8 protein-coding genes are annotated in these 12,788 nt (G+C 65.7%); 4 read left to right on the top strand and 4 right to left on the bottom strand.

Annotation, left to right across the window (positions count from 1 at the left end):
- Window positions 1–22: 22 nt before the first annotated feature.
- Complete coding sequence (mnmD, locus tag GBJ34_RS05605; RefSeq protein ID WP_151718281.1) at window positions 23–712, bottom strand: tRNA (5-methylaminomethyl-2-thiouridine)(34)-methyltransferase MnmD; 690 nt, start codon at window positions 710–712, stop codon at window positions 23–25.
- Window positions 713–753: 41 nt separating this feature from the next.
- Here mnmD and GBJ34_RS05610 point away from each other — a divergent pair, with 41 nt between their 5' ends.
- Complete coding sequence (locus tag GBJ34_RS05610) at window positions 754–1,791, top strand: NAD(P)/FAD-dependent oxidoreductase (protein ID WP_151718282.1); 1,038 nt, start codon at window positions 754–756, stop codon at window positions 1,789–1,791.
- A 141-nt stretch (window positions 1,792–1,932) separates the two neighbouring features.
- Here the strand turns inward: GBJ34_RS05610 and GBJ34_RS05615 are convergent, their stop codons facing one another.
- The 3 genes from GBJ34_RS05615 to GBJ34_RS05625 form a co-directional block, all read right to left on the bottom strand.
- The gene (locus tag GBJ34_RS05615) at window positions 1,933–3,402 is read right to left on the bottom strand and encodes a carboxypeptidase M32 (RefSeq protein WP_151718369.1); all 1,470 of its coding nucleotides are present in this window, start codon (window positions 3,400–3,402) and stop codon (window positions 1,933–1,935) included.
- A 2-nt stretch (window positions 3,403–3,404) separates the two neighbouring features.
- Window positions 3,405–4,568 carry a heme A synthase gene (gene ctaA / locus GBJ34_RS05620; RefSeq protein WP_151718283.1) on the bottom strand — a complete coding sequence of 388 codons (1,164 nt, stop codon included), beginning with the start codon at window positions 4,566–4,568 and terminating at the stop codon, window positions 3,405–3,407.
- A 276-nt stretch (window positions 4,569–4,844) separates the two neighbouring features.
- Window positions 4,845–5,600, bottom strand: coding sequence for an RNA methyltransferase (locus GBJ34_RS05625; RefSeq protein ID WP_151718284.1), 756 nt, complete (start codon window positions 5,598–5,600; stop codon window positions 4,845–4,847).
- 598 nt (window positions 5,601–6,198) lie between these two features.
- On the opposite strand from GBJ34_RS05625, the gene GBJ34_RS05630 reads away from it, so the two are divergent.
- The 3 genes from GBJ34_RS05630 (at window position 6,199) to GBJ34_RS05640 (ending at window position 12,784) form a co-directional block, all read left to right on the top strand.
- The gene (locus tag GBJ34_RS05630; protein WP_151718285.1) at window positions 6,199–6,819 is read left to right on the top strand and encodes a thiamine phosphate synthase; all 621 of its coding nucleotides are present in this window, start codon (window positions 6,199–6,201) and stop codon (window positions 6,817–6,819) included.
- Between the two features lie 147 nt (window positions 6,820–6,966).
- On the top strand, window positions 6,967–10,383 hold the full coding sequence (locus GBJ34_RS05635; protein ID WP_151718286.1) for a transglutaminase family protein: 3,417 nt from the start codon (window positions 6,967–6,969) through the stop codon (window positions 10,381–10,383).
- 7 nt (window positions 10,384–10,390) lie between these two features.
- Complete coding sequence (locus tag GBJ34_RS05640) at window positions 10,391–12,784, top strand: circularly permuted type 2 ATP-grasp protein (RefSeq protein ID WP_151718287.1); 2,394 nt, start codon at window positions 10,391–10,393, stop codon at window positions 12,782–12,784.
- The last annotated feature ends 4 nt before the right edge of the window (window positions 12,785–12,788 follow it).

Below are 12,788 nucleotides of genomic sequence, written 5' to 3' on the forward strand. Positions count from 1 at the left end.
CGATACCCGGTCCCGCGCGGGGTCAGGCCCCCGCGATCCGCCCCACGCTCATATGCCGCTTGCGGCCATGGCCGGGCAGGCGGTCCACCGCGAAACCGGCGGCAGCCAGCGCCCGGCGCACGCCGCCGGCCGCGGTATAGGTAGCAAAGCTGCCGCCCGACGCGGTATGGGCCGCGACCTGTGCCATCAGGTCATCCGCCCATAGTTCGGGGTTCTTGGCGGGTGAGAACCCGTCCAGGAACCAGGCATCCACGCGCCCCGGCCATACGGGCAGCCGCTCGCGGGCATCACCCAGAATCACCTCTGCCTCGATCCCCGGCAGCGACAGCCGAGTCCGCCCCTCGACCCATTGTGCCAGAAACGGGTCCGCCACCGCCCGCGCCTCAGGAAAATGGTCCAGCGCATGGGCGATATCTTCGGCCCGCATCGGAAAGGCCTCGAAACTGGTGAAGCGCAGCGTGCCGGGCGCGCCCATCTGCGCCCACAGGATCTGCAACGCCAGAAGGTTTAGCCCGGTGCCAAAGCCCAGTTCGGCCACATGAAACCCGTCGCATAGCCGTTCCGCCAGCCGGTTGCCCTCCAGGAACACATGCCGCGTCTCGCTCAGCCCGTCATTCAGGCTGAAATACGGATCGTCAAATCGGGTCGAGACGGGTATCACCCCGTCGCGCCAGTCGAGATCGGCAGGTTCGGTCGCAGCAGGTTTGGTCATCTTGGCCCTTTTTCCGGCGACCCTGCGAAAAGGAGGCGGGAATGGCAAGCGTGGATGTCACGGTGCGCGGCGGCGGGATCTTTGGCCTGTCCTGCGCATGGGCGCTGGCGCAGCGCGGCGCGAAGGTGCGGCTGATCGAGGTGACGCAGATCGGGGCCGGTTCCTCGGGCGGGCTGGTCGGTGCGCTGAGCCCGCATATGCCGGAACAATGGAACGCGAAAAAGCAATTCCAGCTCGACAGCCTGTTGATGGCAGAAGCCTTCTGGGCCGAGGTCGGCGCGGTGTCCGGCCTGCCCACCGGCTATGGTCGCGTCGGGCGCTTGCAGCCCCTGCCGGATGCGGGGGCGGTGGATCGCGCCCGCGCCCGTGCGGCATCGGCGGCGGATCTGTGGCGGGGCCAGGCGGAATGGCGGGTGATCCCGGCCACGGGTGCCGGATGGGAGCCTACCAGCCCCACGGGCCTTCTGATCCATGACACGCTGTCGGCCCGGCTGCATCCGCGTCAGGCCGCAGCGGCCCTGGTCGCCGCCCTGCGCGCGAAAAGCGCGGAGGTGGTGATTGGCGATGCGCCCGACACGGGTCTGGTGTTGCACGCCACCGGGGCGGCGGGTCTGGCAGCCCTGTCTGCCGATCTGGGGTGCCATGTCGGCGGCGGGCTGAAGGGGCAGGCGCTGGCGCTGCGGTTCAGCGCCCCGGATGCGCCTCAACTTTATGTCGATGGCCTGCATATCGTGCCGCATCAGGATGGGACGGTCGCCATCGGCTCGACCTCGGAACGCGATGTGACCGATCTTGCGACCGACCATCAACTGGACGACCTGCACGCCCGCGCTTGCACCGCCCTGCCCTGCCTGAGGGACGCGCCGGTGATCGACCGCTGGGCGGGCCTGCGCCCGCGCGCCCGGTCGCGTGCGCCGATGCTGGGGGCTTGGCCCGGCCGCCCCGGCCAGTTCATCGCCAATGGCGGCTTCAAGATCGGCTTCGGCATGGCCCCCAAAGTGGCGCAATGCATGGCGGATCTGCTGCTGGAGGGGCGTGACACCATCCCCGCAGGGTTCCACGTCGAGGACAGCCTTTGACGAAAGCCCGGCTTTGAAACAAGGCCCGCCTCTCGGCAAGGCACCTTTCCCGGCAAGGCCCTGCTCTACACCCAGACAGGCACCAGAAACGGCGGGCCAGGACAGGCGGCGGGCCTTTCGACCCGCCGCATCTCATCTAGCTTACAGCCCGTAAAGCGCCCCGAATTTGGCATCGAGGTAATCCAGAAGCGGTGCCTCGCTCGGTTCCATCCCGCAGGCCAGCGTGATGACCGCGCGCGGCTCGTGCAGCCCGCCATGGCGCTGCACCTTCTCGCGCAGCCAGCCGGTCGCTGCCGATGTATCGCCGCGCGACAGCTGGTCATCCAGATCGGGCAGATCGGCGCGCAGCGCCTGATGCAGACAGCCCGCATAGACATTGCCCAAAGTATAGGTCGGGAAATAGCCGAACAGCCCGCAGGACCAATGCACATCCTGCAACAGCCCATGCGCGGGCCGGTCCACCGCCACCCCGAAATCGGCCTCGAAGCGGTCATTCCACGCCGCTTCCAGATCGGCTACCGCCAGATCACCCTTGATCAGCGCGCGTTCCAGATCAAAGCGCATCATCACATGCAGGTTGTAATGCACCTCATCGGCCTCGGTGCGGATGAAGCCGGGCTGCACACGGTTCACGATGCGGGCAAACTCTTCGGGGCTGGCCACCCCGAAATCACCGAACCGATCCAGCATCTGGCGGAACATCCAGCCGGTAAAGGCCGGGCTGCGGCCGATCTGGTTCTCATAGATCCGGCTCTGGCTTTCATGCACCCCCATCGAGACCCCGCCACCAAGCGGCGTCAGCAGGTAATCGGGATCGATGCCTTGCTCATAACAGGCGTGTCCCACCTCATGGATGGTCGAATAGAAGCAGTTGAACGGATCGGTCTCCACCACCCGCGTGGTGATCCGCACATCCGTGCCCGCGCCAGAACTGAACGGATGCACCGCCAGATCCAGCCGCCCGCGCAAAAAGTCATAGCCAAAGACCGCCGCCAGATCGCGCGAGAAACGCATCTGCGCCTCTTGCCCGAAATGATGATCCAGCTTCGGCGGTGGTGCCTGTTCCAGCAAGGCCGCGCGCAGCCGCACCAGACGCGGGCGCATCCGGTCGAACATCGCGCCGATGCTGGCTGCCGTCGCACCCGGCTCGTAATCATCCATCAGCGCATCATAAAGATCGCCGCCCTGCGCCAGCGCCGCCGCCTCTTCGCGCTTGAGCTCGATCACCTCGGCCAGTGTCGGCAGGAAATCCGCGACCTTCTCAGACGCGCGCGCCTCGGCCCAGATGCCCTGCGCGGTAGAGGTCACGCGCGCCAGTCGCTGCGCCAATGCTGCCGGGATCCGCGTCGCGCGGGCGTAAGAGCGGCGGATATGGCGCAGTTGCGCGGCGGCCACCGTATCCTCGGCCTCGGCGGTATCCAGCCATTCGGCCAGACGCGGATCGGTGCGGCGCGCATGTAACACGCCTTCAATCGCGGCCATTTCCTCGCCGCGCTGTTCCGCCGCGCCGCGTGGCATCATGGTTTCCTGATCCCAGCCCAAACGGCCGGAAATCTGCGCCAGCGCCTCGGTCTCGCGCTGGAACGCCATCAACTGGTCAAAAGCGCCCATCGTCATTGCGTCCCTTCGCGGATCGACCCGGCCTGCGGGTATTGGCTGAAGAAGCGGGCGCGGATGATCAGCACCCAAAGCAGGATCGCCGCAAGCTGATGGGTGATCGCCACATGCAGATGCGCCGCGGTCAGCGCCGTCATGATGCCAAGCGCCACCTGCACCAGCAACACGCAGAACAGCGCGAGGAAGGCGGTGCGCGTCACGCCATAGGCCGATTTGCGGCTTTTGATCAGCGCGCCGATGCCAAAGAAGAACAGCAGATAGCCCGCCATCCGGTGCATGAATTGCACCAGACCGGGGTTTTCAAAGAAAGCGTGCCAGACCGGCAAGCTGCCGCCCTGCCCATCCGGCACATAGAAGGCATCCGCCGGGAAGAAGCTGCCATTCATCAGCGGCCAGGTCGGGAAGGCGCGGCCCGCATCGATACCCGCGACCAGCGCGCCCAGAAGGATCTGCAAGAAGGCCAGATGCATCAGCCCGGTGCCCATGCCGAACAGCCGGGCCTCGCGCCCGCGCCGCGCCTGCAGAAGCTGCGCCTCGCTGCGTCCCAGCAGAAGCATATACCAGGCGATCAGGCCAAGGATCAGGAAGGCCAGACCCAGATGCAGTGCCAGCCGGTAGGATGCGACCGCGATCATCGATCCGGTCAGGCCCGATGACACCATCCACCAGCCCAGCGCGCCTTGCAGCCCGCCCAGGGCACCAAGGCCCAGCAGCCGCCCGGTCCAGCCATTCGGGATGCGTTTGGTGACAAGGAACCCAATGAAGCCCAGCGCCCAGACAAGACCCACCACCCGGCCCAGCTGGCGATGGCCCCATTCCCACCAGAAAATGCCCTTGAACGCCTCAAGGGTCATGCCCTTGTTCACCAGCTCATATTGCGGGATCTGCTGGTATTTCTGAAACTCCTCGGCCCATTCCGCATCGGACATCGGCGGGATCGCACCATGGATCGGCTTCCATTCGGTGATCGAAAGGCCACTATCGGTCAGCCGGGTCAAGCCACCCACGATAATCATCGCGGCGACCAGCACAAAGATCACGGCCAGCCAGACCCGGATCGCGCCGCGCGCGCCCGTGCCGCGCGCGATCAGCCCGCCCTGCGGGACGGGCGCGCGGGCCTTGTCCCCGACATCCTCGAAAATGCTGCGTTTCTGCGCCATGTCAGGCCCTCCGTTGCCGGGCGGAGACTAGGCTGCGGGCCGATAAGGTTCAAGTCGGCCTGCACTGGGGCGCGCTGTCGCAGCCGCCCCTGCCCCCGGACAGGAAGCCTTCCTATCCGGATTGCCGCACCAGGCATCCTCGGATCCGCAATTCGTGGCCCCGACGCGGATCAGCCCGACCACGGGCAAATGCGCCCCGGCAAGGGCCGCATCAGGGTTGCAACACGCGCGTGACAGCGGTGACCCTGCGGCAGGATCCGGCCCCGCGCCGGGTCTTCATGCGCCGCTTTTATCCTCGGCCTCTTGCTGGCGCAGCTTGAAGGCGATCTGGCGCAACATGCCATGGAAGGTGCGCACCTCGGCGCTGGTCAGCGGCAGGCGCGACCACATATTGCGCAGGCTGACCTTCATCCCCGGGGCCTTGGCCTCGGGGAAGAAGAAGCCCGCGGCCTCCAGCCGTTCTTCGAAATGCCTGGACAGAGCCTCGATCTCGTGCAGTTGGGCATATTCGGTGCGGGCAAAGGTCATGATCTCGGGCGCGACCTCCTGCTTCAGACGTGCCCATTCATACCCCACCAGCAGCACGCATTGCCCAAGGTTCAGCGAGGGAAAATCAGGGTTTACCGGAACGGTGATGATGGCATTGGCATGAACCACATCCTCGTTTTCCAGACCGGCGCGTTCGGGGCCGAACAGGATGCCGACACGCTTGCCCTCGGCGCTCAGCGCCCGCGCGTAATCCATCGCGCGTTCCGGCGTCATCACCGGCTTGGTCAGTTCACGCCCGCGCGCGGTGGTGGCAAAGACATAATCGCAATCGGCAATCGCGGCAGGCAGGTCGGCAAACAGCCCGGCATTGTCCAAGACTCGCCCCGCGCCGCTGGCCATCGCCACCGCCTTGGGGTTGGGCCAACCGTCGCGCGGCCCTACGACACGCATCCGCGTCAGGCCGAAATTCAGCATGGCCCGCGCCGCCGCACCAATATTCTCGCCCATCTGCGGGCGCACGAGGATGATGGCTGGGTCGATCATGGGGCCTCCGGCAAGCACGGGCGCCCGCATACGCCCAAGCGGGCTGCAAAACAAGCGGGCACCGGCCGATGTTGCCCCAATCGGCCAATGTCGGCGGGGGGCAGTCTGCCCCCCACGGCCTTCGGCCGCCCCCCGAGGATATTTGGGAACAGATGATGATGGGGGCAGTCCTTCGCGGCCGAACTGACAAGGGGGGCCGAGGACCGACCCACGCAAGACTGCGGGGGAGATATCACGCGCAAAAGACAGGGGGCCGTGAACGGGTTCCGAACTGGCGACAAAATCTAGGCCAGCCAAGAAAGCGCACGCCAGAGCACGTCTGTGATTTGGGACCGGAGGACAAAGGTTGAAGGCTTGCGCAGCACCGTAAACCGACTGCAGATTTTGGTGCAAATCTGCTGTCCAGGATGCGCAAATCTGCTGTCGCCCTTCACCTGCTGTCCTCTCTGCTCAAATATCCCAGGGGGAGACCCCGGCGGAGCCGGGGGCGAGAGCCCCAGACCCGCCCCAGACAGCATTTCCAAATGCGCGAAAACCGGCTAAAGCCCGTCAATCCATCGCCGCCCCCCAAACAGCCGCCCTATAGCCGAGTGATCCCATGTCCGACGCCGAACGCCCGCAGATCTATCTCATCACCCCGCCCGAGTTCGATCTTGAGCTGTTTCCGTCCCGGCTGGCCGCGGTGCTGGACGGGCATGAGGTGTCCTGCATCCGGCTGGCGCTGGCAGCGCGCGACGAAGACCGCGTGGCCCGCGCCGCAGACGCCCTGCGCGAAGTGGCCCATGCCCGCGACGTGGCGCTGGTTATCGAAAAGCATGTGCTGCTGGTCGAACGTCTGGGGCTGGATGGCGTCCATCTGACCGATGGCGCGCGCAATGTGCGCAAGCTGCGCAAGGATCTGGGCGATGAGGCCATTATCGGCACCTTCTGCGGCACCACCCGGCATGAAGGCATCAGCGCCGCAGAGGCCGGGGCCGATTATGTGGCCTTTGGCCCGGTGGGCGAGACGCCCTTGGGGGATGGCTCTCGCGCCGAGCTGGATCTGTTCCAGTGGTGGTCGGAAATGATCGAGGTGCCTGTCGTCGCCGAAGGCGCCCTGACCGTCGAGCTGATCGAAAAGCTGGGCCCCGTCACCGATTTCTTCGGTCTGGGCGAAGAGATCTGGCAGGCCGAGGATCCGGCCGCCGCATTGAAGGCGCTGCTCGCCCCGCTCGGCTAAGGCGCCCAAAAATCAGGCACGACCCGGACCGCCGCCCAATCGGGTGGCGGTTTTGCGTGACAACGCCCGCAAAGCACGCAGGATGGCAGCAGGCCCCGGCCCATATGGCTAAACAGGGGCGAATGCCAGACGAACAGGGGCCCGCTCATGGCGATCTATGCCAGTATCCATCACCTGACCCATTACACCTATGACCGCCCCGTCACGCTGGGGCCGCAGATCATCCGGCTGCGCCCCGCCCCACAATCGCGTACCAAGGTGATCTCGCACAGCCTGAAGGTCTCGCCCGGCGGGCATTTCGTGAACCACCAGCAAGACCCCTACGGTAACTGGCTGGCGCGGTTCGTCTTCCCGGAGCCGGTGACCGAGTTCAGGATCGAGGTCGATCTGGTGGCCGATATGTCGGTCTACAATCCCTTCGACTTTTTCGTGGAAGACAGCGCCGAACATTGGCCCTTCGACTATCCGCTGGATCTGGCCGCAGATCTGGTGATCTACCGCACGCCCGAACCCGCAGGTCCGATGCTGCAGGCCTTTCTTGCCACCATCCCGCGCGAGACAGCCCGCACCACCGATTTTCTGGTGGCGCTGAATGCGCGTGTCAGTCAGGTGGTGAACTATACGATCCGGATGGAGCCGGGCGTGCAGCGCCCGGAACAGACGCTGGATCTGCGATCGGGATCGTGCCGCGATTCCAGTTGGCTGCTGGTGCAGGCGCTGCGCCATCTGGGCTTTGCCGCGCGCTTTGTGTCGGGCTATCTGATCCAGCTCAGCCCCGATGTGAAATCGCTGGATGGCCCGTCGGGCACCGAGGTGGATTTCACCGATCTGCACGCATGGGTCGAGGTCTATTTGCCCGGTGCAGGCTGGATCGGGATGGATCCGACCTCTGGCCTGCTGACCGGCGAAAGCCATATCCCCTTGGCGGCCACCCCGCATTACCGCAATGCCGCGCCGATCTCGGGCGGATTCTCGTCTGCGGGCACGCCCGAGGTAAAGTTCGATTTCGACATGCAGGTGCGGCGCGTGGCCGAACACCCGCGCATCACCAAACCCTTCAGCGATGAGGCATGGGACAAGCTGAACGCGGTTGGCCAGCAGGTCGACAAGGTGCTGGCGGATGGTGATGTGCGCCTGACCATGGGGGGCGAGCCCACCTTCGTGTCGATCGACGATTTCGAGGCGGCCGAATGGAACACCGATGCGGTGGGCCCGAAGAAGCGCGACCTTGCGGACCAGCTGATCCGCCGGTTGCGCAAGCGTTTTGCCCCCGGCGGTTTCCTGCATTACGGTCAGGGCAAGTGGTATCCGGGCGAAAGCCTGCCGCGCTGGACCTTCTCGCTTTATTGGCGGCGCGACGGGCTGCCGGTCTGGAAGAACCCCGATCTGGTCGCGCGCGAGGCGACGGATTATGCAGTCGGCCCGGCTCAGGCGCATGATTTCATGGCAGGCTTTGCCGAAAGGCTGGGTCTTGCGCCCGAACATGCACAACCGGCCTATGAAGACCCCGCAGAATGGATTCTGAAAGAGGCCAATCTGCCGCCCAATGTGACGCCGGAAAACAGCAAACTGAAAGACCCCGAGGAACGGTCGCGCTTTGCGCGCGTCTTCTCGCGCGGCTTGACCGAGCCTTCGGGCTTCATCCTGCCGATCCAGCGCTGGCAATCGCAGGCGCAGGGGCCGCGCTGGCGCTCGGAGATGTGGAAGCCCCGGCGCGGCCATCTGTTCCTTGTGCCGGGCGACAGTCCGGTGGGCTTCCGCCTGCCCTTGGCGGGCCTGCCATGGATCCCGCCTGCGCAATATCCCTATAGCTATGCCGCCGACACCTCGATCCCGCTGGCACCGCTGCCGGACTACCATGATACACTAGCCAGCCGCCGCGCGGATCTTCAGGCCGAGATCGACCGGATCGCGCAGGAAGAGGCCGCAATCCTGCCCCCGATCACCCCCGGCCATGCCCAACCGGCCGAGCGGCAGGCCGTTGACGCACAGCAGCGGCAGATGCAGGTGCCGCAGGACGGTGTGGACCCAGCGCAGGGCGGTGTGCGCACCGCCATCGCCATCGAGCCGCGTGACGGGCGGCTCTGCCTCTTCATGCCCCCCTGCGAGACGCTGGAGGACTATCTGGAACTGCTCTCCGTCGCCGAAGCCACGGCGGCCGATCTGGAACTGCCCGTGCATATCGAAGGCTATGCGCCGCCACAGGACCCCCGGCTGAACGTGATCCGGGTGGCCCCCGATCCCGGCGTGATCGAGGTGAACATCCACCCCGCCCATAGTTGGGAGGATTGCGTGGCCACCACCGAGGCAATCTATGAAGAGGCGCGCAATTGCCGTCTTGGGGCCGATAAATTCATGATCGACGGCCGCCACACCGGCACTGGCGGCGGTAACCATGTGGTGGTCGGCGGCGAGACGATGAATGACAGCCCCTTCCTGCGCCGCCCCGATCTGCTGAAGTCGCTGATCCTGATCTGGCAGCGGCACCCGTCGCTGTCCTACATGTTCTCGGGGTTGTTCATCGGCCCGACCTCGCAGGCCCCCCGCATCGACGAGGCGCGCCATGACAGCCTTTATGAGCTGGAGATCGCCCTGTCGCAAATCGGCGATCCGGTGCGCGGCGGGCCGCTGCCGCCGCCCTGGCTGGTGGACCGGCTGCTGCGCAACATCTTGATCGATGTCACCGGCAATACCCACCGGGCCGAGATCTGCATCGACAAGCTGTTCTCGCCCGACGGGCCGACGGGGCGGTTGGGTCTGGTGGAGTTTCGCGGCTTTGAGATGCCGCCGCATCCACGCATGAACCTGGCCCAGCAATTGCTGATCCGGGCCATCATCGCACGTTGCTGGAAGGCCCCGGTGCAGGGCAAGCCGGTACGATGGGGCACGGTGCTGCATGACCGCTTCATGCTGCCGCATTTCATCTGGCAGGATTTCCTTGGGCTTCTGGACGATCTGGCGCTGCATGGCTTCAAGCTGGATCCGGTCTGGTATCAGGCACAGGCCGAGTTCCGCTTTCCCTTCTGTGGTCAGATCGAGGTCGAGGGCGTGCATCTGGAACTGCGCCAGGCGCTGGAGCCCTGGCATGTGCTGGGTGAAACCGGCGCCATCGGCGGCACGGTGCGCTATACCGACAGTTCGGTCGAACGGTTGCAGGTCCGCATGACCACACTGAGCCAAGATCGCTACCGGGTGATGTGCAACCAGCGCCCGGTGCCGCTGGCGCGCACCGCGACTTCGGGCGAAAGCGTAGGCGGGGTGCGCTTCAAGGCCTGGCAACCCGCGGCGGCGCTGCATCCGGTGCTGCCGGTCAATGCGCCGCTCACCTTCGACATCTATGATGACTGGACGGGCCGCGCCATTGGCGGCTGTGTCTATCATGTGGCCCATCCCGGCGGGCGCAACTATGACACCTTCCCGGTGAATGGCTATGAGGCCGAAGCCCGGCGTCTGGCCCGGTTCGAGGCGCATGGCCACAGCCCCGGCCCCTATGCCCCAGTGACCGAGATCCCGCATCCCGAATTCCCGATGACCCTCGACCTGCGCCGCGCACCATGGATATAACGGCGGGATGAGCCATCCCGCCGCCAGCCCCGCCCCGCCCGCGATCCTTGCAGGCTATCGTCCGCAACCCGGTGTCGCGGACGAATTGTTCGACAGTGACGGAAGGATGCGCCCGGTCTGGGCCCCCTTCATCACCCAGCTGGCCAGCCTTGCCCCCCATGAAGTGGCGACCCGTTTCGCCCGGGGTGAGCAATATCTGCGCGATGCAGGCGTCTATTTCCGGCTCTATAGCGGTGGCCCCGCACAGGAACGCGAATGGCCGCTGAGCCATGTGCCGGTGATCCTCTCGGATGCGGAATGGCAGGGCATCTGCGCAGGACTGACCCAGCGGGCCGAATTGCTGGAACGGGTGATGGCCGATCTGTATGGCCCCGGGCGGCTGGTATCTGATGGGCATCTGCCCGCCGAACTGGTGGCGCAGAACCCGCAATGGCTGCGCCCGCTGGTCGGCATCACGCCGCGATCGGGCCATTGGCTGCACCATCTGGCCTTCGAGATCGGGCGTTCCCCCGACGGGTCGTTCTTCGTGCTGGGGGATCGTGCACAGGCGCCATCGGGGTCAGGCTTTGCGCTGGAAAACCGCATGGCGACGACGCGGATCTTCTCGGACCCTTTCCCGCGCGCCAATGTGCGCAGGCTGGCCGGGTTCTTCCGCGCCTTCCGCGCCGCGATGGAAGATCAGGCGGGTGCCGGGCGGCGCATGGCGATCCTGACGCCGGGGCCGAACAACGACACCTATTACGAGCATACCTATATCGCCCGCTATCTTGGCATGACGCTGCTGGAGGGCGAGGATCTGATCGTGCAGAACGGTCAGGCCATGGTGCGCACCGTGCGCGGGCTGGAGCCGCTGGGCCTGCTGTGGCGTCGCATCGACAGCGAATTTGCCGATCCGCTGGAACTGAACGAGACCTCGCAGATCGGCACGCCCGGATTGCTGGAGGCGCTGCGGCAGGGCAATCTGAGCCTGATCAACGCGCTTGGATCCGGGGTGATCGAGGCCCGCGCGATGATGGCCTTCCTGCCCCGGATCTGTGAAACATTGATGGGTGCGCCGCTGCAAATGCCCAATATCGCGACATGGTGGTGCGGCCAGCCGCGCGAGCGCGCCTATGTGCAGCAAAACGCCGCCAAGATGATGATCGGCGCGGCGCTGGACGCAGCCTTGCCCTTTGCCATCGGTGCCGATACCGCGCTTGGCGGGCAGTTCCGTGCCGGGTCGTCGCTATCCTTGCCCGATTGGCTCGCCGCCGAGGGTGGCCGTCTGGTGGGGCAAGAGGCGGTGACATTGTCGACCACGCCGGCCTGGACGGGCGAGGCCAATAGCGGTCGCCTTGTGCCGCGCCCGATGACGATCCGGGTCTTTGCCGCCCGCACCGCGCAAGGCTGGACCTTCATGCCCGGCGGCTATGCCCGCATTGGCAAAAGCGATGATGCGACCGCGCTTGCGATGCAAAATGGCGGCTCGGTCGCCGATGTCTGGGTGGTTGCCCCTGAGGCGGTGAAGCCCGACAGTCTGGTGCAGGGCAATATATTCGAGCGCAATCCGCCCGGCATCCTGCCATCGCGCGCGGCAGACAATCTGTATTGGCTGGGCCGCTATATCGAGCGGACCGAGGGCGCGATCCGCCTGCTGCGCGCCTGGCATCTGCGGCTGGCAGAAACCGGCGATCCCGATGAGGCGCGGCTTCAGGAACTTGCGGCCTATATGGAAAGATTGGGCCTGCATCCCGACCGTCCGATCCCCGAGGGGCTGGCGGGCCTTGTCTCTGCCGCGCGCAATGCCGCCGCCAAGGTGCGTGACCGCTTCTCGCCCGATGGTTGGGGGGCGCTGAACGATCTGGCCAAGACCACCGCCAAGCTGACCGCCAAGGTCAGCCATGGCGATGATGCGGCACTGGCCATGTCGATCCTGCTGCGCAAGATTTCCGGCTTTTCGGGGCTGGTGCATGAAAACATGTATCACTTCGCAGGCTGGCGCTTCCTGTCGCTGGGCCGGGCCGAGGAGCGCGCAGGCGCAACCCTGATGCTGCTGGAGACCTTTACCGATCCTGAGGCCGCCCCTGGCGCGCTGGAAATCGCGATCGAGGTTGGCGACAGCGCGATGACGCATCAGCGCCGCTACCGTTTCGGCCCCTCGCGCCAGACGGTGCTGGACCTGCTGATGCTGGATGCGCAGAACCCGCGCTCGGTGCTGTATCAGGTGGCGCAACTGCGCCATCACATCGGCAAGCTGCCGCAGGAAGGTGCCGGGCTTTCGGCGCTGGACCGGATACTTCTGCGCATCGATACCGATCTGCGGGTGGCCGATCCCGCCGGGATCGACGCCGAGATGCTGGCCGATCTGCGTGCGCGCATGTCGGATGTGTTCGAGCTGATCTCGACCAGCTTTCTGAGGTAAGGCG

Source organism: Gemmobacter serpentinus (genome assembly GCF_008973825.1).
GTDB classification, from domain to species: Bacteria; Pseudomonadota; Alphaproteobacteria; order Rhodobacterales; family Rhodobacteraceae; genus Gemmobacter; species Gemmobacter serpentinus.